The sequence below is a fragment of the Flavobacterium sp. GL_143 genome, from assembly GCF_057834355.1.
In genome coordinates this window covers 2,551,983-2,573,974 of the sequence record NZ_CM174401.1, presented here as the reverse complement: position 1 = coordinate 2,573,974, position 21,992 = coordinate 2,551,983, and the positions used below count along the sequence as shown (strand labels likewise).

The window sequence follows — 21,992 nt, the reverse complement described above, 5'->3', positions numbered from 1 at the left end:
GAATCATGGTGTTTCTAGGAATAAAAAATGTAATTTTGCACTCCAATTTATAAAAGTATGAGAACCAAGTCTTTAAAAAAGAATAAAATCAACGTAATCACTCTTGGGTGTTCGAAAAATGTATATGATAGTGAAGTACTTATGGGTCAACTTCGCGCCAGCGGAAAGGAAGTAACACATGAAGCTCCTGCTGCCGAAGAAGGCAATATTATTGTAATAAACACTTGTGGTTTTATTGATAATGCTAAAGCAGAATCAGTAAACATGATTTTAGAGTACGCAGATAAGAAAGAAAAAGGATTAGTAGATAAAGTTTTCGTGACAGGATGTCTGTCTGAACGTTACAGACCTGACTTAGAAAAAGAAATCCCAAATGTTGACCAATATTTTGGTACAACTGAATTACCTCAATTATTAAAAGCACTAGGGGCTGATTATAAACATGAATTATTAGGTGAACGTTTAACTACAACTCCTAAAAATTACGCTTATTTAAAAATTGCTGAAGGTTGCGACAGACCTTGTAGTTTTTGTGCTATTCCGCTTATGCGTGGAAAACATGTATCGCAAACTATTGAAAAATTAGTAAAAGAAGCTGAAGGTTTAGCTAAAAATGGTGTAAAAGAATTAATCTTGATTGCTCAGGATTTAACTTATTACGGTCTTGACATATATAAGAAAAGAAATTTAGGCGAATTACTTGAAGCTTTAGTAAAAGTAGAAGGCATCGAATGGATTCGTTTGCATTACGCCTTCCCAACTGGTTTCCCAATGGATGTACTTGAAATCATGAAACGCGAACCAAAGATTTGTAATTATATTGATATTCCGTTGCAGCACATTTCGGATTCGGTTTTAAAATCAATGCGTCGTGGTACAACTCAGGAAAAAACAACAAAATTATTAAAAGATTTCCGTAATGCTGTTCCAGGAATGGCTATTAGAACTACACTTATTGTAGGTTACCCAGGAGAAACTCAAGAGGATTTTAATATTCTTAAAGATTTTGTTCAGGAAATGAAATTTGACAGAATGGGTTGTTTTGCTTATTCTCATGAAGAAAACACACACGCTTATTTACTTGAAGACGATGTTCCGGATGATGTTAAGCAAGCTCGTGCTAATGAAATCATGGAATTACAATCTCAAATTTCATGGGATTTAAACCAAGAGAAAGTAGGACAAACTTTTAAATGTATTATTGACAGAAAAGAAGGTGGTCATTTTGTTGGAAGAACAGAGTTCGATAGCCCAGATGTTGATAATGAAGTATTGATTGATGCGTCTAAAAACTATCTAAAAACTGGAGAATTTGTTAATATTAAAATAATAGAAGCTACAGAATTTGATTTATACGGTGAACCTGTTTAAATTTACAATACATTTTTTTTGAATATTTGATTTTAAAACATAAGACATGAAAACAATTCAAACAGCAATAGTATTTGCCTTTATGTTATTTTTCGCAAATTCTGTTTCTGCTCAATACGGAAACGGGTATGGTAATGGCTATGGTGGCGGTGGCTACGGTGGTGGTGGTTACGGCGGCGGCAGAATGAATGGTAGTATGAGCCAAGGTATGGGACAGATGGGGAATACCAGCAAACCCAAAGAGACTCCTGTTGAGGAAATTGTTGCCACAATAATGGAAGAACTAAAGCCTGAACTTAACCTTGATGCGTTACAAGAAATTGCAGTATCGAATGTTTTAATTGAAAGCATAAAAGAACAAGGTATACTTTTGAAAAACGAAAGTAGCAGCCAAGATGATAAAATAAAACAAATTCAAGCTCTTTCTGAAGTTACCAATAAGCGAGTATCTGATTTTTTAAACAAAGATCAAAAGGAGAAATACACTGTTTTTATGGAGCAACGCAAAAATCAAACTGGTTCCAAGAAAGCTAAGAAAAAGAAAAAATAATTGTTTTCTCTAAACATAAAAACAATTTCAAGATATGAAAAAGTATTTTTACTGTCTGATTACAGCAATTGCAATTACTTCTTGCTCAACAAATCCTTATAAAAGTAGCGAAAAAGTATACGACCAGCAACTTAAGACTCTTGAAGATAAAATTACTAGCAAAGAGGCTCAGCCTATACCAGCACCAACAGTAGCTGTAAGTATAGACACTTCGTACGCTAAGCAATTACATATTTACAGAGACTCTCTTTCGATAACCGGATCGACTCCATTACAAAATGGTATTAATACGGAATGGATTGGTACCGTAAATTTTAATTTACGCAAACCAAACTTCATTATTATTCACCATACAGCACAGGATTCTTTGCAACAAACTGTAAATACTTTTACTAAAGTAAAAACGCAAGTAAGTGCTCACTATATTATCTCCAGAGATGGTAAAGTGGTACAAATGCTAAACGATTATTTACGTGCTTGGCACGCTGGTAACTCGACTTGGGGAAAAAATACCGATCTTAATTCTTCTTCGTTAGGTATCGAATTAGACAATAACGGAACTGAGCCTTTCTCTGAAACACAAATAAGTAGCTTAATTGCTCTATTAACGAGATTGAAAAAAGAATATAATGTTCCTGCACAAAACATTTTGGGACATGGAGATATTGCTCCAGGAAGAAAACAAGACCCTAGTAAATTGTTTCCTTGGAAAACACTAGCTGGTCTAGGTTTTGGGATTTGGCAAGATGAAATTATGGAAGAAGCTCCGTTTGATTTTAAAATAGAACCTGCTTTACGCATTATAGGATACAATACAAAAAATCTTACATCGGCAATTACCGCTTTTAAACTCCATTATATTCAAACCGAAGTTGATGGCGTATTAGATAGAAAAACAATAAATACTATTTATTCTATCTACAAAAAACAATAAAAAAGAGATTATATAATATACAAAAACACGTTTTAGCCTTTCTAAAACGTGTTTCTTTTTATAGAAACAATTCTAAATAAAAAAAAACTGCCAAAACATAGTTATGTTTTGACAGCTTAAAAAAAAAAATATCAATCTTAATATCTTAAAAAGAATAAGTAGCAGCTACCAATGCGAAAACCATCTTGCCAGTTGGGGCAGAATTACTGTCAAGAAAAATATCTTCGGAAGCGCTATCTAATCTTACCTCTGGAATTATCGTCATATTTCCAACTTTATAATTAAGTGATAACGTATTTGCAAAAACACTAGAACCCGCAAGCGTTCCTAAACTTACGACAGCATCTTTAGCATCAAAATATTCTATTCTGTAAGCTAGCCCAAGATTATCCTTGAACTTATAATATGCATATCCTACTAATGAAAACCACTCTCCATCAAGATCACTATCAAAATCGTTTGTAGTTTTTGCATAAGTAGCATTAAATCCTAAAGAAAATGCATCGTTAATTGCCTTTGTTCCTACAAAATCAATTTGCGTTTTATTTTCCCCAGTTGGCACAACTGTAGTTCCTGGAGTTGGATTTGTACTTCCTGAAGTAAAATTCAAATAAGCACTTCCAGTATCAGCTATATATGCCAATTGTCCAATATACGTTTTCTGACTAGAACCCGCTTCCATTGCCGATTTAAAATCTGTTGGGTTGGTGATACCAAACATAGCACTGAATTCTCCGTTTGTATATTGTGCTTTTACTCCTGTATTAAAGAACGGCCCGTATGAAAACGCATAAGACATACTGTAATTTTTATTATCTACGGCATCTAATAACTCATATCCTATATGAGTACCAAAACTACCTGCTGTTATTGAAAAACTATCCGATAAATCATATTTAAGGAATAACTGTTTAATTAAAAAAGACGGTTCATTATTATTATACTCATTATAAGAGAACTCAGCCGCCCTTGTTCCAAATCCTAAATCGACAAAAGCAGAAGCCTTTCCAAATTTATGCGAGGCTTCAAGTGACGCCATTCCTAGTTCGAATGAGTCCTGAGAATTTGTAAAACTAGTTAAACCGTTTTGTTGTTTAGAAAAATCATATTTGTAATAAACATCTGCTGACCCTCCAAATGTAGTTGCTGGAGCAGTAGTTTCTTTATCTTCTTGGGCAAAAGCAAAAGAACTCGTTAACATCAAAGCTAAAATATGTATTACTTTTTTCATGTTTAAGATGGTTTTAGTTAATAATTTGGTTATAGTTAATAATTGGTTTGGTTATTTTATAAATGCCATTTATATTCTATATGATATCAAAGAACTGCAGTAACTTAAAACATGTTTCTGAGGCGAATTTATTAACTTTTAGATTAGATAATCTTATAAAAGTTATTTTTTTGATGCGTTTTTGAAAGAATTACGGATTACAAAAATTACACTACTTAATTATTGTTATTTTACATTTTACAGGTGCTTTTTTAAAAAATACAATAATCACAAAAAATAAAAAACACTACATTAAACACCTAAAATACAAATAAACCCAAAAATAAATAGGGGTTATTATAAAAAATAAACACTATAAATACTTTACACCCATAAAAAACATAGGTAAAAGAATTTTAAATTAAAAAAACGACAAAATTCATCAATCTAAACATACACAGAAAAACACTTAACCATAATTCCTACAAAAACAAAAGACACAAAATACACAATCACGCCTCTAAAAATGTATTTTAAAAGAGCGAAATCTAACTAAAAAGAAGAAAATCCTACCTATTAAATATTATAGATAATAAAAATCCAAAATGCTCACAGATAAAGCATCACAACTATGCATTAATAAAACAACCTAAGAGATCTATTAATAGACAAAAACACTATCTAAAAAGATTAAAAGAGAATATCTCTCAGAATGGGAATTACAAAAAGAAGAGGATTATTTTTGAGCAAAAAAAAAGTCCCAATCCGAAAATTCGGATTGGGACTTTACTATTTATTTAAAGCTGACTATTTCTTAGCTAAAGCTGCACTCATTTCCATAGAAATTGCTGAACGCTCCATCTTTAATTTTCCTGACATTGTTTCGATAACTACAGTTGTTTCTGCAAGTTCTGAAACTTTACCATGAAGACCACTTTTTGTTATTATCTTATCACCTACTTTTAGGCTACTTTCGAATTCTTTTTCATTTTTTGCACGTTTTTGTTGCGGTCTAATCATAAAGAAATAGATTACCACAAACATTAATAGAAACGGTGCAAATTGAGTTAATTGTTCCATAATTTAAATTCTGTTTTTATTTAATTGATTATTACATTAAACCACGACCAGCTTTAATTAGCTTTTTGCTAGCCTCTAGTTCTTTTACAAGATTATCTAAAATCCCATTGATAAAAATACTACTTTTTGGTGTAGAATACTCTTTTGCAATTTCTAAATATTCGTTAAGAGTTACTTTTACTGGAATTGAAGGGAATTTCAAAAATTCACAAATTGCCATTTTCAAGATAATAGTATCAATTTCGGCAATACGATCACTATCCCAGTTTGGCGTTTTATCTACATATTCTTTAGCAAATTCGGTTTCGTTTAAAACTGTTTTTCTAAACAAGTCTTTTACAAAATCTCTATCCTCATTGTCTTTATACAATTTCGGAACTCTAAAATTATCATCTTCTCCAGCCGTAATCGCTTTTAATTGTTTGATAATATGTGTATTTACAACAGGAATATCATCTACCCAAGTAAGCTTATCATCTTCTAGATACTCATATAATTTTTCATTAGGAACGATTACTTCTGTAAATAAATCAACAATAAACTGTTTGTCTTCTTCAAACGTGTTTACTGTATTACTCATATATTTAGCATACTGCTTACTCGCTTTTATATCGTTAAGAAGTAATAAAATATAATCGTCATTTAATGTCCAATTATCAATTTTACGATTCTCCATCGCTATACTAAGAGAATTATTTTCGGCTAGGATTTGAAAAATTGCATTTTTAACGAATTTTTCATTTGGATTACGCTCTTGAGGAGTTGCAAGATGTTTTTTGCTTGATAAGTGTAAAAATATAGTTTCTTTTTTACAAATTTCGATTAACGAAGAAAGCATCACAAGATATAAATCCTGAATATTGTCAATACTATAAAAAAGAAACTTTTCTTCTTTTTCAAGATTATCAGAACCGTTTTGATGCATCGCATAAATGGACTGCATTACTTTAACGCGTATGTGTCTTCTATTTACCACCTTGTAAGAACATTTAAAAATTAGTTTGCAAAAATAAGAATTTCAAGCTTTATAATGAAATTTATATTTACTTTATTTAAGAATAGTTTTCAGTCGCAGTCGCAGTTTGTACCAATAAAAAAGAGTCGCAGTTTACAGTGCAAAAAAAAGTCTCAGTTTTCAGTCTCAGTTTACACTTAGGCACTGAGACTGAAAACTGAGACTATAAACCAAACTAGTTTTTATTTTTTGCTATTCTCAATTTTTCTTAAATCGATACGATTTTGAGCAATTGTTAACGCAGCTTGATGTGTAGTTATACCATTTTTAATAGCATAATCAAAAATCTCAAGCGTTGTATTGTAAATATTTTCTGTCTTACGCATGATCTCAGCTTTGTCATAATGCTCTAACTCAGCGTAAACATTAATAATTCCACCAGCATTAATCAAGAAATCCGGAGCATAAAGTATTCCTCTTTCTTGTAATATTAAACCGTGAACATTCTCGTTTGCCAATTGGTTATTAGCCGCACCAGCAATAACTTTAGCTTTTATTTTCTTTACAGTATCATCGTTTAATGTTGCTCCCATTGCACATGGTGCATAAACATCAACATCTGCACTATATATATCATCTCCTGCAAAAATAGTCGCACCGTATTTAGCCGCTACTTCATACAATTTTTCTTCGTTGATATCTGTAATAGTAACGATAGCACCTTCTTTAGTTAAATAATCAACCAAAGTTTCTCCTACGTGTCCAATTCCTTGTACCAATACTTTTTTACCAGCTACACTATCCGAACCAAATTGTTGTTTTACTGCAGCTTTCATTCCTAAAAACACACCGTAAGCTGTAACAGGAGAAGGGTTTCCTGAACCACCTCTTTCTTCAGAAATTCCAGTAACATAAGGAGTAACATCTCTTACAATGTCCATATCTCTGGTTTCCATACCAACATCTTCGGCAGTAATATATCTTCCGCTTAAAGAATGTACAAATTCTCCAAACTTACGCATCAATTCTGGTGTTTTCTGAGTTTTAGCATCCCCGATAATTACGGCTTTACCTCCACCAATGTTTAATCCTGTAATAGCTGCTTTGTAAGTCATCCCTCTAGAAAGACGCAAAACATCGTTTAATGCTTCCCATTCGTTAGCATAATTAAACATCCTTGTTCCTCCCAAAGCAGGTCCCATAACTGAATTATGAATACCAATAATTGCTTTTAAACCTGTATCTTTGTCGTTGCAAAATACAATTTGTTCGTGATCATCAAACGATAGTTGACCAAAAACGGGATCCATTTTTTGAAGTTCCTTTCCAGTTGCAAAAGCTGCATTCATAGCAATAATTTTTATTAGTTAAAATTACGAATTTGTCAAAAAGACATTTCAAATTTATACAAAAAATATACATACAGCATTTTTTTAATTAAAAAATAACAATCCAACAATTAAATATTTTCTAACGAAAATCCTGTAAATTGCTTTAAATCGACACTTATTAGCAAAATAATTTTATTTCAACATAGAATATCTTAAAAAAATGAAAGAATTACGTTATTTAAACAAATATTTTATTAAATATAAATACAGTTTTTCCTTAGGAATTTTTATCACAATAATCGCACAAATATTTTCGTTATTTACGCCTAAACTTATAAGTAAATCATTAAGTGCTATTGAGAAGTTTGATAAACTCCCAAAAGCCCAGAAAGCATCTCAAGCTGTATTGTCTTTTTACAGAGAAGAACTCATACACAACGTTTTACTAATTATCGCAACAACTATTGTTGCTGGTTTCCTTACTTTTTTAATGAGACAAACCTTAATTGTTATGTCTCGTCATATCGAATTTGACCTGAAAAATGAGGTATTTCAGCAATACGAAAAACTATCCCAAAATTTCTACAAACAAAACCGAACCGGAGATTTAATGAATCGTATTAGCGAGGATGTTTCTAAAGTACGTATGTATGTAGGCCCGGCGGTAATGTACACGATTAATACCTTTATTCGTTTTGCAATCGTAATTATATATATGTATAATGTTTCGCCTCTTTTAACTTTATACACCATTTTACCATTACCAATATTATCCTATTGTATTTTTAAATTAAGCACCGAAATCAATAAACGTAGTACTGTTTTTCAACAATATTTATCGAAAGTTTCAAGCTTTACCCAAGAAATTTTCTCAGGGATTCGAGTTATTAAAGCCTATTCATTAGAAAATCAACATCAAAACAATATGGTTGATTTAGCAAATGAAAGCAAAAGTAAAAGTTTAAATCTTGCCAAAGTACAATCCTTATTTGGCCCGTTAATGATTGCTTTAATAGGAATCAGTAATCTTGTCGTAATTTATTTTGGTGGGGTAATGTACATTAACGGAAGCATCAAAAGCCTTGGAACAATAGCTGAGTTTATTTTATATGTAAACATGCTTACCTGGCCTGTAGCTTCTCTTGGTTGGGTTTCATCAATGGTACAAGAAGCCGAAGCATCACAAAAAAGATTAAATGAGTTCCTGAAAATAGAACCAGAGATCAAGAACAATAATCCAAACCATTCACCTATCGATGGTACAATTGCTTTTGAGAATGTGACCTATACTTACGAAGACACTAATATAACAGCTCTTAAAGATGTATCGTTTACAGTAAAAAAAGGCGAAACCTTGGCTATTTTAGGTAAAACTGGCTCCGGAAAATCAACGATATTATCTTTAATTTCACGCTTATATGATGTTCCTCAAGGACAAATCACGATAGACGGTAACGAAATAAGCAAATTAAACCTCAACGATTTACGCAACAACATTGGGATTGTACCTCAGGATGCATTCTTGTTTTCGGATAGTATTAAAAACAACATTAAGTTTGGTAACCAAAACGCAACCGACGAACAAGTTATTGAGGCTGCAAAAAACGCTGTTGTTCATGATAATATTATTGGTTTTAACAAACAGTACGACACAATATTAGGAGAAAGAGGAATTACTCTTTCGGGCGGACAAAAACAACGTGTTTCTATCGCCAGAGCTATCATCAAGAACCCAGCTATCTTACTTTTTGACGACTGTTTATCTGCTGTAGATACTGAAACCGAAGAAACGATTTTAAACAACTTATTTGAGATTTGTAAAGACAAAACTACCATAATTGTGAGTCACCGTGTGTCGTCTGCCAAAAACGCAGATAGAATTATCATACTAGAGGAAGGAAAAATCATTCAACAAGGTTCTCATAATCAATTGATAAATCAAGAAGGGTATTATTCGGCACTATATTTAAAACAACTTTCCGAAAAAGAATTACTTTAATTGTTGTATAATAGATATTTTTTTAAGATTTTTGATTGCTATTAAATAAAAAAATTGATAGAACGGATTATGAGAGAAAATGACATGTTAGAAAAAGAAGAGATTTTTTCTAAAGTACTACGAGCAGGAAGAAGGACCTATTTCTTTGATGTAAGAGCTACAAAAGCAGACGATTACTATATCACGATTACCGAAAGCAAAAAATTTACAGAAGAAGACGGTTCTTTCCATTTTAAGAAACATAAAATTTACTTGTATAAAGAAGATTTTAACGCTTTCGCTGAAATTCTAGGAGAAATGACTTCTTATGTTTTAAACCATAAAGGAGAAGAAGTAATCTCAGAAAGACATCAGAAAGATTTCAAAAAAGAATACAGTTCTGAAAAAGAAGAAGTTGTATCTCACAGGTCGAGTTTTACAGATATTGATTTTGATGATATTTAATCAAATCACTGATAAGAAGTAGAAAGTCCAAAATCTAGTCAATTTTTGGACTTTTTTTATATCTTTTAAATTTCAAAAACATCTACAATGGAAGCAAATTTATTAATATTACCAGGTCTTGGTGATTCTGGCGAAAAACATTGGCAAATTTATTGGCTTAAAAAATTTAAAAATGCTACTAAACTCGTTCAGGATAATTGGGATGAACCTGTATTAAAAGATTGGCTCGAAAGATTAAATGAAATAATTTCTAAAATAGATAGTCCAACTATTTTAGTTGCCCATAGCCTTGCTGTTTCTCTTGTTATGCATTGGGCAAAGACTAATAATAATCCACACATTATAGGCGCATTACTTGTTGCTCCTGCCGATGTAGATTCTCCTATACATACACCCGATTCTATTCGTAATTTCTCTCCAATACCAACTACAAAATTACAATTCCCGTCTATTGTCGTAGGAAGCCAAAATGACGAATATGCTACTATAGAAAGAACCGCCTATTTTGCCGAAATGTGGGGAAGTGACTTTATTGACGTTGGCTTAAAAGGACATATCAATTCAGCATCAGACCTGGAATATTGGGAAGAAGGACAAGAAATATTAAAACAATTGATTGCGAAGATTAACTTGAGTTAAATATTCAGTTTTCAGTCGCAATTTCGGATTACAATAACTCAAACTGAGATTACAAACCTAAAATGCAAACTGAAACTGCGACTGAAAACTAATTACCCAATTCTTAATCCGTTTTCAATTTTAAAATCTGGTGCTAATAAAATAACGTCACCGTCCTCACCTACTGCACCAATTACTAGACATTCGCTCATAAATTTCCCTATTTGTTTTCTCGGAAAATTAACCACACCAACTATTTGTCTGTTTAATAAATCTTCTTTTGAATATCGTTTGGTAATTTGTGCCGATGATTTTCGGATTCCGATTTCTGTTCCAAAATCTATTGTAAGCTGATACGCTGGTTTACGAGCTTCGGGAAAATCATCTACTTGTGTAATTGTTCCCACTCTCATTTCTACTCTTTCAAATTCTGACCAAGTTAAATCCATATTTTATTGAATTATTATTTTACAACCTATTAATATTGTAAGCATTACAATTAATTATATAACATATTTTTTTTTATAGCTTTTACTTTTACTAAAATCAAATAACAAGCTCTAATTTAAAAAATATAAAAATGGAAAATATTCAAATTAGCCCTAGCCAATCTCTTAGAGATTCTCAGTTTAACTTAACTCAACCATCTACAGACAAATATATAGAAACCGCATCAAATGTAAAACTATATGTAAAAGATTATGGGCAAGGAAAACCCGTTATTCTTATTCATGGTTGGCCCCTTTCTAATGAAATGTGGGAATACCAAATAGACTTTTTAGTTCAAAACAATTGTCGGGTAATTGCCTATGATCGTAGAGGATTTGGTAAATCTTCGCAGCCTTGGGACGGATATGATTATGATACCCTGACTGATGATTTAAAAGAAATTATCGAACAACTGGAATTGGAAGACGCAACTCTTGTAGGTTTTTCTATGGGTGGTGGCGAAGTAGTCCGTTATTTTAGTCGTCACGGCGGAAAAGGAGTAACTAAAGCTGCTTTAATTTCTTCGGTTATACCTTATCTGCCAAAAACTGATGATAATCCTGAAGGTCGTCCGAAAGAAAAAAGTGAAGCAACGGCAAGCGCAATCAAAGAGGACAGAATAGAATTTCTAGATAATTTTGGAAAAACTTTTTTTGGAATAACAATTATCAACCGTCCATTAAGTAATTCCTTATTAGATTATTACAAGATGTTATGTTCCTTTGCTTCTCCGAGAGCCACCTTAAAATGTGCTGAATCGTTTTCTACAACTGATTTTAGAGATGAACTTGACTCTATAAATGTACCTACTTTAATTATTCATGGTGATGCCGACAAAATAGTTCCTATTGAACTTACGTCAAAAAAAGCAGCCGAATCAATTAATGATACTACTTATATTATTTATGAAGGCGCACCTCACGGATTATTTTATACGGAAAAAGATAAACTAAATGCCGATTTATTAAGTTTTTTAAATTCATAAATTACACATAAATATCCAAAGAGCTAAATACTAACAAATAAAAGCTTCTTTGGATATTTTTTTGATAGTTATGCCCTCTTATGCAGAATTTTAAAGTTAAATTTGAATACTAAATTTTCTACAAAATGGCACGAACTCTTTCAAATATGTTACCATTAGGTACTTTGGCACCTCAATTTAAATTAAAGGACACTAATTCTAATTTTGAATACTCTTATAATGATTTAAAAGGCACAAAGGGAACTCTTGTTATGTTTATATGTAATCATTGCCCATTTGTGCTTCATGTAATCGAGGAGGTTGTTATGATTGCTAATGACTATCGTGTACAAGGAATAGGCGTTATAGCTATTTCTAGCAATGATGTCAATGCATATCCTCAAGATGGTCCTGATTTTATGACTGAGTTTGCTTTTACTCATAAAATAGATTTCCCATATCTATATGATGAAACCCAAGAAGTTGCCAAAGCTTTTGACGCTGCTTGTACTCCTGATTTTTTCTTATTTGATAATCAGGATAAATTGTTCTATCGCGGACAACTAGACGATTCAAGACCTGGTAACGGAATTACTCTTAGCGGAAGCGATTTAAGAAACGCCATAGACTCCCTAATTTATAACCGAAATATCAAAAATCCGCAGAAGCCAAGCATCGGTTGCAATATTAAATGGAAATAAAAACCAATCATTAAAAAAGATTGATTAACTTTGCAAATCACAATAATTCATCTCATGTTGAGCATTATACAATTGACAATCATTTCGTTGTTGTTTTCTTCTACAAGAAAACCACGTGTCGTTGTATTAAATTCGCACACCAAGGCCTTCGTAAATTAGGCCTCCGTCTATTTCAATTTCTTCTTTCAGGCGGAGGATTACATTTTAAAATTTAATTATTTATTTTATTTACAATAGGATTTTCCTTTGTATTAAAATTTACTTTTTCCACGCCTTTTACATTTTTACATTTTTCAGATTTACAATAAACATTAATCCTGTATTTTAAATTAAAACAAATACAAGGCTTTTGAGATTGCCTAAAACAAAAATCTCATTCTAATAAAAATAATATAATAGATATGAAACCAACACCCACTTTCTGTTCAACAGATTATCAACTCTTAAGGGAATTGATACTAAAGAGTAAAAACTCTACAAATTCTAAAGAAGCTGGACAACTTGCTCAAGAATTAGACCGAGCTGTTATTAGCAAAGGCGATACTCTAGACGAATCGATTATAAGAATTAATTCGCATGTTACGATTGAAGATGTTAAGGCAAAAAAACAAATGAAAATTCAGATTGTTCTACCTTCACACGCTGACGTAAAAGAAGGAAAAATTTCTATCCTGGCACCTTTAAGTGTAGCTATAATTGGCTTTAAAGAAAATGACGAAGTTGATTGGGAACTACCTGCTGGAATAAAGACTTTAAAAATAATTGCTGTATCTAACGTACTACCTGTAAGCAATTAATATTTTTTAAACACCTCACTCGTGAAGGTGTTTTTTTATGCCTGATTTAAAACAAAAAAACTATCCAGATATCTCACCGAATAGTTTTACAATATTGATTATATATAAATACTTTTACAACTGAGAAGTGATATAATCTGAAACTGATGCCATTTGTGCATCATCAAGATGTGCTTTCTTTTGCATACGAACTAAAATAGGCTTCCAATCTTCTTTTGTAAAATCTGTTGCTTTGAATAATTTATGGCATTTACCGCAATTGTTATCATAAAGATTTTGTCCTGTAGCTACTGCCGGAGTTAATTCTATCATTTTTACAGGTTCGGCTGTCTCCACAACTTTAGGAGCATCCTTTTTGGCAGCACACGAAAATACTATTACAGCTAGAGCCGCTACGGTTAAAATTCTTGATTTCATTTTTAGTTTTTTTTGTAGTAAATATAAAAAAAATCCCAAAACTCTCGCTTTGGGATTCAGATATTACAAAATATAATTTTGAATACTTTTTATTATTTAACGTCCATTAATTCAACGTCGAAAATTAAGTTTGCGTTTGGTGGAATAACTCCTCCTGCTCCTGCTGGACCGTATCCTAAATGAGATGGAATTACAAAACGTGCTTTGTCTCCAACTTTCAATAAAGCAATACCTTCATCCCAACCTTCGATAACCTGACCTTGACCTAATCTAAATTCGATTGGTTTTTTTCTTGGGTAAGAAGAATCAAATACTTTACCGTTATCTAATGAACCTTCGTAGTGAACTGCAACAGTTTTTCCGCTCTCAGCTTGTTTACCATCACCTCTTTGGATAAATTGGTAACGTAAACCACTTTCAGTTTTTTCGAAACCAGCAGCAAGTTTTTCTATAGCAGCTTCTGCTTCAGCTTTCATAGCAGCATCACGTTTGTTACGTTCTCCTTTAAAAGCAATAAAAGCTTCGATAGCATTCCATTTTTCTGCTTCTTCACCTACTCTTACGATTTCTATATTAGTCAAATCATCTCCTTGAGCAATTGCATCAACTATATCCTGACCTTCTACAACATGACCAAAAACAGTATGTTTTCCGTCTAACCAGCTTGTAGGAACGTGAGTAATGTAAAATTGAGAACCATTTGTTCCTGGTCCAGAATTTGCCATTGCCAAAACTCCTGGACGATCATGTTTTAAACTTGGGTGAAATTCATCATCAAATTTATAACCAGGACCACCTGTTCCAGTTCCTTGTGGGCAACCACCTTGAATCATAAAATCAGGAATTACTCTATGAAATTTTAATCCATCATAAAATTTATTTCCTTGTGGTTTAATTTTATTCTCTAAATTTCCTTCAGCTAATCCTACGAAGTTACCAACTGTTCCAGGTGTCAAATCGTGAGCTAATTTTACTAAAATCGAACCTTTACTAGTGTTGAATTTAGCGTATATTCCGTTTTCCATTGTATATTTTTTTTATTGATGAGCAAATTTACGAATTAATTTGATATTCGTTTATCCTTTCTATTTTTTAGATTTATATGTAAGTCCGTAAACTGTTAATGATAATAATGCCAAAACTGCACATCCTATAGTTACTGCGTGCCAACCTCCTAGTTTCCATAAAAACAATCCGTAAGCTGAACCTGCCGCTGTTCCTAAAAAGCTAAATGACATAAATACTGTATTTAATCTATTTCTTGCTTCTGGTAATAACGAATATACTCTTGTTTGGTTTGAAATGTGTACGCCTTGAATTCCTATATCTATACAAACAATTCCTATAATAATTCCAACAATGCTACTTCCTGAAAAATAGAAAATAATAAAGCTTATTAACATTAATAAACAACCATAACCTACTGCAATTCTTGAGCTTCCTTTATCTCCTAACTTCCCTACCAATGGAGCTGCCAAAGCTCCTGTGGCTCCTACAATACCAAAAAGCCCGATTGTAGAACTACTAAAATTAAAAGGAGAATCTGATAGCAATAATACCATTGTTGTCCAGAAAGCACCAAATTGTGCAAAACAAAATGCATTGATTAATGTTGCTTCTCTTAATAATGGTTGCGTTTTTATAAGTGTAAAAAGTGACTGTAGTAATTGCCTGTATGAACCATGAAATACTGGTTTATTGTATGGGAATTGTTTTTGCATAACAAAAAACATAAGTAAACATATTCCGGCAGCAATCCAAAACATGGATCTCCAACCCCAAATATCGCCTATAATTCCGCTTAAAGTTCTTGATAATAAAATCCCGACAAGCAAACCACTCATAATTGTTCCCACCACTTTACCACGCTGGCTAGGTTCACTTAACGAAGCTGCCAAGGGCAAAATTAACTGAGGAACTATAGAGGTGATTCCAATAAGAAGTGAGGCAATTTCTAATACAAAAAAACTTTGGGCAGTAGCCGCAATTACTAATGCAATTACAGTTGCAAGAGTGGTAATCAAAATCTGTTTTTTACGTTCGATTTTGTCGCCAAGTGGCACCATAAAGAAAAGTCCGATAGCGTAACCTGCTTGAGTAAGATAGGTTATTGTTCCTGCATCGGCTTCAGGAATCTTAAATTCGTTGGCAATTAAAACAATTAAGGGCTGACAATAATAAAGGTTTGCAACTATAAGTCCAGTGCAAACTGCCATAAACATGACACTAGTTTTGGATAAATTCATTTTGCAAAAATACCATTCTCCTTTTTATCAAAACTTAAAAAAAAGTATAATTTTTTCCTAACAAACCTCAACAGCATTGTAAACTTTTGTAAACTAATAGTCTAAACTAGCTTTTTTTCTATAAACTCACAGCTGGTTTTTATAGACTCAATAGCATTCGGTTTATAGTTTGTTTCTTGTTCTACAAAAAAATGTTTCATACCCGAAAGTTTCGCTTCTGCAAAAATAGATTTGAAATCAATAACACCAGAACCTATCTCTGCATTTAAAGTCTTAGTGTTTTTATCCATGTCTTTTACATGCCACATCGTAAAACGTCCCGGATTTTGTTTAAACAATTCTACCGGATTAATTTTTGAATATGCAATCCAATATAAATCCATTTCAAAAAAGACTAAATTTTTATCTGTCTCTTTTAGCAGAATTTCATAACCTGTTATATCTCCTAGTTTCTTAAATTCAAAATCATGATTATGATAGGCTAATTTTAAACCTGCCGCTTTACACATTTCACCTGCTTTATTTAATAATGAAGTAATTTTTCTGTAATCGTCGGCATTCTTCCTCAAACTTTCATCGAGCCAAGGAATAGTAATATATTCACTCTTTAAAACTTTGGCGGCTTTTATCGCAGCTTCGAGTTCGGTTGTATTTCCGTCAGACAAATACGTTCCTAATCCGTAATGTCCACTTACTGCTTTTAATTTATTTGTGTCTAATATTTTCTTTAATTCCTGAGGTTCTAATCCCCAAAATTTATCTTTAATAGAGAATCCATATAATTCAACTTCTGTATATCCTGCTAGTGCTACTTTCTCCAGAATTCCTTTTACATCTTTTGGCAATTCATCCCTTAAAGTATACAACTGCAATCCAATTGTTTTTTTATTAGATGCAAATGCCAATGACGGAACTAAACAAATCGTAGCCGTTGCCATACTCGTATTGATTATAAATTTTCTTCTTGAAACCATATTTAGATAAATACTTTGAATTAAACTATTTTATTTTTTCAAAAAATCTTCACGAATCGGACTAAAAACATCTGTTAAAAGACCACTTTCTAAACAAACAACTCCATGTATTGCATGCGGCGGAATATAAAAACTATCTCCTCCTTTTAATGTTTTTGTTTCGTTATCAATGGTTACTTCAAATTTCCCACTTGCGACATAGGTTACCTGCGAATGATAATGTTCGTGTAAAACTCCAATGCCTCCTTTTTCAAACTGAACATTAACTAACATTATTTTGTCGTCGTATGCCATTATCTTACGTTTAATTCCTTCACCGACAATTTCCCACTCAATTTCATCATTAAAGAGAAATTTTTCACTTGCTCCTAAACTTTGCATAATCTCTATATTTTTAGTTCTACTCTTCTACTTGTTTTTCAAAACTTCTGATGAATGTCAAAAGACTAACTAACGTCTTTTCATCAATAATATTTCCATCTGAATCTAATTTCCCTCGAATTCCCTGTATCAAAAGTTGAGTATCATTATCAAACTTAGCTTCGATAGTTTTCATGATTAAGCTTAATTGCTCCTGTCCCTTTTCTCCAGACGCAGAAGCTGTTATTAAACCCACTTTTTTATTCGAGAAAACCGTTGTCGAGACACACCATTCTAATACATTCTTTAAACTCCCTGGTAAACTAAAAACATATTCTGGCGTACAAATTATTACTCCAGCTGCTGCTGTAATTTTATTTCTAAAAATAGTTATAATCTCTGGAACATTCTCATTATCTAAATCTGGATTAAAATGAGGAATACTCTCTAAGTCTTCGAATATCTCAATTTCAAATTGATCATTAATATGTTCCGAAATAAATTTCAAAATTTTAAAATTACTTGAATTCTTTCTCGTGCTTCCAGATACAGCAAAAATCTTTTTCTTTTTATCCATCATCATTTAATATTTAATCCAATGATAAAGCAAATTTCACTGCTGCAGCCGAATGAATTTTTGTTGTATCAAAAACTGGAACGGAGATATCATCCTGACTTATAATCATTGGGATTTCAGTACAACCAAGAATAATTCCTTCGGCACCATTTTCTATTAATTTATTGATGACCATAATATAAGCTCTTTTGGTCTGCTCATTGATTATTCCTCTTCCCAATTCTTCTTTTAATGTGTGCTGAATATAATCTCGCTCATCCTGAAGAAAAGGAACGATTGTCTCGATGTTATGTTCGGCTAGTTTGTCTTTGTAAAAATCCATTTCCATAGTAAATTTTGTCCCCAACAAACCTACTTTTTTTAATCCTTTCTTATTTATTTCGTTTGCTGTAGCTGTTGCAACATGAATAATAGGTAAAGAGATTTCTTTTTCGACTCTTTCTACAACGGCATGTGCTGTATTGGCGCACAAAACAATTGCTTCTGCTCCACTTTTCTCTAAGCTTTTGCAAGCATTAGTAATCAGTTCGAATGTTAAGTCCCAATTATTGGCTGTGTTGTTTCTTTGAAAATCATCAAAGTTCAAGGAATAAATTATGCATTCTGCAAAATTAAGTCCACCAAGTTTTTCATTTATTCCTTCGTTTATAAAACGATAATAATCTATTGTCGAAACCCAACTAATACCACCAACAAGCCCAATTTTTTTCATGACTACATATTTATTTATCTAATTATAGCTTATCGCCAAAGCAAAACGGTTTCAAACGATTATAAAATAAGTCTAAGACTCAAATCGTTTGAAACCGCTATTGTAAAAGTATTTTTTTTATTCCTTAATTGCTAAATTATCTCTGGTGTTTTTTTGAACTGCAATTGCACCAAAAATCCCTAATAAAAATGCAAAAGCATAAAATCCTTTTTCGCTAGGTAAAATAGTAGCGTTCCAAAGTCCAATCGTTAATAATGCAATTGACAAAATTGTTCCAAACCAACAAATTCCGTAGTAAATATCGGTTACTGGAAATCCTTCTAATCTATCTCGCACACTTTTTTGTAATGAGATTACTGCAAACAATCCGAACATTAAAACTGTAAAGTAATATCCTTTTTCATTTAATAACATTTCGGCTCTGGCAAGTCCTACTAAATAACCAATAATTCCTGCTCCCATAGCAATCCATGAAGCTGCGACAAACGCATTCGACGTTTTTTGTACCATTTTTTGATTTTAATTTATAGTTGAGTTAATTTATTTATTACTGTATTTCGCAAAAATAGCTGAGTCTATTGGTGTCCAAAAGCAGCATTTTTGTCCGCTTACTTTTAATGCGTTGTTTGCCCAAGTATTGCACGTATGAAGCAAACTATAACTTCCGGTTGCTTCATAAAAAGCATCTCTTTTCCCGTAGTTCTGGTCTGTCTTTATATGTATAAATTGCCCTTTTTCATCTTTCTTGAAACTGTTTTTTATATAATCTGCCAAGCGAACGTATTGCTCTTTACTGATTATGATTTTTTTGCAGCTTTCGTTTTCTTTTATATTCGAAAAATAGGTTGCATGTATTGCAGTATTACTCAATCCAGATGCGGCTTTAAGAGCTGTAGACGCTCTAAGGTCTGACCAGTTTGGAGTTTCCAGATAAAACCCTTTGTCTCCCCAACCCATTGCCAGATATTGATAGGTTGTATCTTTAGAAATTGTGTTCTCATACTTTACCTCTTTGCTCCAGTCCATAAATTCATTACGGGTTGGAACTACAATGTCTGTATGAACACCATTTGTCATGATATAAATAGTAACTTCTTCTTTGGTGTTTGGTTCTCTTTCGACTGTAATTTTCGAAATAGAATAAGCAAGGACGATATACAGTAAAATAAATGCTACGAATGCAAGTAGTATTTTACCAATAATTTTAAGGGCTTTTTTCAATGTGGTTTATGCGGTTAGTTAATTTTCTAATTTTTTGCTAAAATAGTAGTATTATATTTAATAAAACAAAAATATTTTTAAATAATAATTCACTCGTTAATCCTGAATATTTAGCAAAAAGATGACCAAAAACTTATCTCTTTTGAAGATTTTTTAATGCCGCTTTTGTTGCATTAAGTCGGATTGCTATAAAATCATCCTGATTAGTCTCTTTACTTGGTTCTATATTTGTTGCAAAAAAGTAAACTCCATTCTTGTTTTCAAGATAACCTACAAACCAACCATTCCTAATTCCGTCATTATTAGATAAACCTGTCTTTCCTCTTAAAACAAAATCATTAGTTTTTTCAACTTCCATGATGTCTTTCATTATCGATTCGGTTCTTTTAGAAATAGGTAATTCAGATAAATACAGTCTTTTTAAGAAATCAATTTGTTGGAATTGAGATATTCTAGATTTTCCTTCTAACCAAAAATTATCAATCGTCAAGGTGTCAAAAACCATTGTATTGTAATCTAGCTTTTTTAGATAGGCTTTCATTCGTTTCACCCCAACTTTTCTTGCGATTTCCTGATAACAAGGAACACACGAAACTCGAAATGCTTGCCTGAGTGTTAAATCCTGCTCCCAAGCTTTCATCCATCGTTTTTCTCCATTCCATTTAAAAACTGTCGAATCGCTTTTTACTACACCAGTTTCCAGTGCAATAATCGAATTAGGAATTTTAAATGTTGATGCTGGAATATGTCCTTTTTTACCCCAAGCAAAATCATTGGAATAATAGGTCTTTTTATTAAGATCATAAATTAATATTGAACCTTTTACTTTTAAGCTATCTAAGATTTTACCAAATTCAGCAACAATGACTTCTTTGTCTTTTCCAGTTTCTTTTCCAGTTTCTTTGTTAGTTTCTTTGTTTTTAGATTGACAACTTACAGTTAGGTTTATCAATAGAAAAAAAGATAGGATTAGTGCGGGAGTTTTCATTTTGGGCAGTTTTTGTGATTTTTTAATTGTTTACTTATTATTATTTTTACGATGCTGGAATAGACACGAGCGGTACGCTCGCGCTAGTAAAAGTGATTTGATTTATTTTTATTGAATCTTTTCAAGATCTTTCTTCATTAATTGAGTAGCATCGTTGAGTTTAACATGCTCAAAATATTTTTCTAATTCGATCAATCTTTTCTTATTGTCATATTTTATACTCGAATTTAATTTTCTTTGACAAGATGAACATAGCCTAATTGTGCTGTTGTCTGTTTCTGGCAAACTAATCGTTCCATTCATTACACAATCCGCTTCAATACAATGATACAATCCGAACATATGCCCTATTTCATGGGAACAGGTTTTAAGTAATCGAGATAAACATAAATCAAAATTAGTTGGCGTTAATACCTCATCTTGTAATCTATAAATTAAACTCACTCCTATTTTATCTCTGTAGGATGCTAATCCAAAAACATAATTCCACTCGGGTTTAGGATATAAATCTACTTCTGTTAATGCCATTAAAGCAATTCTATTTAATGGCTTTTCTTTTTTAAGTACGCTGTCTAAAATATAACCTGCTAAGAACTGTTCATTATCTTCATGTCCAATTCGTCTGGCTGAACTAGGAATTATATCATTAGAAAGTTTCTCTAAAGTTTTAGTTTTTAATTGAAAGAAAATCTCAAGATATTCTCTAACTAATTCAATTTGTTTCTTTTGTAAGACATTAAAATCTCCAATAGGTCTTATATAAATAATATTAGAATTATTTGTTGGAACTACGTGCCTGGAATTTATAAATTGCTCGAAGCTCTGTCCTTTTTCTTTATGCGTAAAGAGCCATTCCCCTTCAACAGGTCTTGATAATTTTACATCATTATCTGCTATATCATCAAAGTATTGATCTTCCTTATTTACATTACAAGAATAGAAAAATAAAAGTATTAAAAGTGATAGGTATTTCATAAAAGTCTAATAAATAATTATGTTTTTTATTGGAATTATAAATTGGAATGGGCACGAGCGGGACGCTCGCGCTAGCGGA

Annotated in this window: 25 protein-coding genes; 9 read left to right on the top strand and 16 right to left on the bottom strand. The window is 32.1% G+C overall.

Going from position 1 to position 21,992, the window contains the following annotated elements; all coding sequences use genetic code 11:
- The first annotated feature begins 57 nt into the window (after positions 1–57).
- Genes rimO through AC3IPI_RS11365 form a run of 3 tightly spaced genes read left to right on the top strand, consistent with a single transcriptional unit; the run spans position 58 to position 2,855 of the window.
- Positions 58–1,371, top strand: a complete 1,314-nt coding sequence (gene rimO / locus AC3IPI_RS11375) for a 30S ribosomal protein S12 methylthiotransferase RimO (protein WP_039117583.1) — start codon at positions 58–60, stop codon at positions 1,369–1,371.
- Between the two features lie 46 nt (positions 1,372–1,417).
- Positions 1,418–1,921 (top strand): hypothetical protein, encoded by a 504-nt coding sequence (locus AC3IPI_RS11370; RefSeq protein ID WP_039116094.1) that lies wholly within the window; start codon positions 1,418–1,420, stop codon positions 1,919–1,921.
- Between the two features lie 34 nt (positions 1,922–1,955).
- Complete coding sequence (locus AC3IPI_RS11365) at positions 1,956–2,855, top strand: N-acetylmuramoyl-L-alanine amidase (RefSeq protein ID WP_489159085.1); 900 nt, start codon at positions 1,956–1,958, stop codon at positions 2,853–2,855.
- A gap of 145 nt (positions 2,856–3,000) precedes the next feature.
- On the opposite strand, the gene AC3IPI_RS11360 is transcribed toward AC3IPI_RS11365, so the two are convergent.
- From AC3IPI_RS11360 to AC3IPI_RS11345, 4 genes are all read right to left on the bottom strand, one after another.
- The gene (locus AC3IPI_RS11360; RefSeq protein WP_489159084.1) at positions 3,001–4,086 is read right to left on the bottom strand and encodes an outer membrane beta-barrel protein; all 1,086 of its coding nucleotides are present in this window, start codon (positions 4,084–4,086) and stop codon (positions 3,001–3,003) included.
- Positions 4,087–4,872: 786 nt separating this feature from the next.
- On the bottom strand, positions 4,873–5,145 hold the full coding sequence (gene yajC, locus AC3IPI_RS11355; protein WP_039115484.1) for a preprotein translocase subunit YajC: 273 nt from the start codon (positions 5,143–5,145) through the stop codon (positions 4,873–4,875).
- A 31-nt stretch (positions 5,146–5,176) separates the two neighbouring features.
- Positions 5,177–6,088, bottom strand: a complete 912-nt coding sequence (gene nusB, locus AC3IPI_RS11350; protein ID WP_039115565.1) for a transcription antitermination factor NusB — start codon at positions 6,086–6,088, stop codon at positions 5,177–5,179.
- 254 nt (positions 6,089–6,342) lie between these two features.
- Positions 6,343–7,449, bottom strand: coding sequence for a Glu/Leu/Phe/Val family dehydrogenase (locus tag AC3IPI_RS11345; RefSeq protein WP_039115485.1), 1,107 nt, complete (start codon positions 7,447–7,449; stop codon positions 6,343–6,345).
- A gap of 202 nt (positions 7,450–7,651) precedes the next feature.
- Here AC3IPI_RS11345 and AC3IPI_RS11340 point away from each other — a divergent pair, with 202 nt between their 5' ends.
- The 3 genes from AC3IPI_RS11340 to AC3IPI_RS11330 all read left to right on the top strand — a co-directional run bounded on the left by AC3IPI_RS11340 (position 7,652) and on the right by AC3IPI_RS11330 (position 10,513).
- Entirely contained in the window at positions 7,652–9,430 is a 1,779-nt protein-coding gene (locus AC3IPI_RS11340) for an ABC transporter ATP-binding protein (RefSeq protein WP_489159083.1), read from the top strand.
- Positions 9,431–9,499: 69 nt separating this feature from the next.
- Positions 9,500–9,874: a PUR family DNA/RNA-binding protein gene (locus tag AC3IPI_RS11335; RefSeq protein WP_039115487.1), complete on the top strand. Its 375-nt coding sequence runs from the start codon at positions 9,500–9,502 to the stop codon at positions 9,872–9,874.
- Positions 9,875–9,961: 87 nt separating this feature from the next.
- The gene (locus tag AC3IPI_RS11330; protein WP_039117587.1) at positions 9,962–10,513 is read left to right on the top strand and encodes an RBBP9/YdeN family alpha/beta hydrolase; all 552 of its coding nucleotides are present in this window, start codon (positions 9,962–9,964) and stop codon (positions 10,511–10,513) included.
- Positions 10,514–10,605: 92 nt separating this feature from the next.
- On the opposite strand, the gene AC3IPI_RS11325 is transcribed toward AC3IPI_RS11330, so the two are convergent.
- Complete coding sequence (locus AC3IPI_RS11325; protein WP_039115491.1) at positions 10,606–10,941, bottom strand: tRNA-binding protein; 336 nt, start codon at positions 10,939–10,941, stop codon at positions 10,606–10,608.
- 131 nt (positions 10,942–11,072) lie between these two features.
- Between AC3IPI_RS11325 and AC3IPI_RS11320 the strand changes: the two genes are divergently transcribed.
- The 3 genes from AC3IPI_RS11320 (at position 11,073) to AC3IPI_RS11310 (ending at position 13,443) form a co-directional block, all read left to right on the top strand.
- Positions 11,073–11,966, top strand: coding sequence for an alpha/beta fold hydrolase (locus AC3IPI_RS11320; RefSeq protein ID WP_039117588.1), 894 nt, complete (start codon positions 11,073–11,075; stop codon positions 11,964–11,966).
- Between the two features lie 125 nt (positions 11,967–12,091).
- Positions 12,092–12,646 (top strand): thioredoxin family protein, encoded by a 555-nt coding sequence (locus AC3IPI_RS11315; protein ID WP_489159082.1) that lies wholly within the window; start codon positions 12,092–12,094, stop codon positions 12,644–12,646.
- A 401-nt stretch (positions 12,647–13,047) separates the two neighbouring features.
- On the top strand, positions 13,048–13,443 hold the full coding sequence (locus tag AC3IPI_RS11310) for a GreA/GreB family elongation factor (RefSeq protein WP_086895543.1): 396 nt from the start codon (positions 13,048–13,050) through the stop codon (positions 13,441–13,443).
- Between the two features lie 114 nt (positions 13,444–13,557).
- Here the strand turns inward: AC3IPI_RS11310 and AC3IPI_RS11305 are convergent, their stop codons facing one another.
- From AC3IPI_RS11305 to AC3IPI_RS11255, 11 genes are all read right to left on the bottom strand, one after another.
- Positions 13,558–13,860, bottom strand: coding sequence for a c-type cytochrome (locus AC3IPI_RS11305; protein WP_039115495.1), 303 nt, complete (start codon positions 13,858–13,860; stop codon positions 13,558–13,560).
- Between the two features lie 92 nt (positions 13,861–13,952).
- The gene (locus AC3IPI_RS11300) at positions 13,953–14,885 is read right to left on the bottom strand and encodes a peptidylprolyl isomerase (protein ID WP_039115497.1); all 933 of its coding nucleotides are present in this window, start codon (positions 14,883–14,885) and stop codon (positions 13,953–13,955) included.
- Between the two features lie 60 nt (positions 14,886–14,945).
- Complete coding sequence (locus AC3IPI_RS11295; RefSeq protein WP_489159081.1) at positions 14,946–16,076, bottom strand: MFS transporter; 1,131 nt, start codon at positions 16,074–16,076, stop codon at positions 14,946–14,948.
- A 131-nt stretch (positions 16,077–16,207) separates the two neighbouring features.
- Positions 16,208–17,080: a sugar phosphate isomerase/epimerase family protein gene (locus tag AC3IPI_RS11290; RefSeq protein WP_489159080.1), complete on the bottom strand. Its 873-nt coding sequence runs from the start codon at positions 17,078–17,080 to the stop codon at positions 16,208–16,210.
- Positions 17,081–17,110: 30 nt separating this feature from the next.
- Entirely contained in the window at positions 17,111–17,461 is a 351-nt protein-coding gene (locus AC3IPI_RS11285) for a cupin domain-containing protein (protein ID WP_489159079.1), read from the bottom strand.
- A gap of 19 nt (positions 17,462–17,480) precedes the next feature.
- Complete coding sequence (locus AC3IPI_RS11280) at positions 17,481–18,017, bottom strand: NADPH-dependent FMN reductase (protein ID WP_489159078.1); 537 nt, start codon at positions 18,015–18,017, stop codon at positions 17,481–17,483.
- 13 nt (positions 18,018–18,030) lie between these two features.
- Positions 18,031–18,729 carry an aspartate/glutamate racemase family protein gene (locus tag AC3IPI_RS11275; protein ID WP_039115501.1) on the bottom strand — a complete coding sequence of 233 codons (699 nt, stop codon included), beginning with the start codon at positions 18,727–18,729 and terminating at the stop codon, positions 18,031–18,033.
- Positions 18,730–18,846: 117 nt separating this feature from the next.
- Positions 18,847–19,239, bottom strand: coding sequence for an inner membrane protein YiaA (yiaA, locus tag AC3IPI_RS11270; RefSeq protein WP_035622373.1), 393 nt, complete (start codon positions 19,237–19,239; stop codon positions 18,847–18,849).
- Between the two features lie 30 nt (positions 19,240–19,269).
- Positions 19,270–19,950 (bottom strand): TIGR02117 family protein, encoded by a 681-nt coding sequence (locus AC3IPI_RS11265; protein ID WP_039115503.1) that lies wholly within the window; start codon positions 19,948–19,950, stop codon positions 19,270–19,272.
- Positions 19,951–20,083: 133 nt separating this feature from the next.
- A complete protein-coding gene (blaOXA, locus tag AC3IPI_RS11260) occupies positions 20,084–20,938 on the bottom strand; it encodes a class D beta-lactamase (protein ID WP_489159077.1) in 855 nt (284 codons plus the stop codon).
- A gap of 108 nt (positions 20,939–21,046) precedes the next feature.
- Complete coding sequence (locus AC3IPI_RS11255) at positions 21,047–21,913, bottom strand: archaemetzincin (protein WP_489159076.1); 867 nt, start codon at positions 21,911–21,913, stop codon at positions 21,047–21,049.
- Between the last annotated feature and the right edge of the window lie 79 nt (positions 21,914–21,992).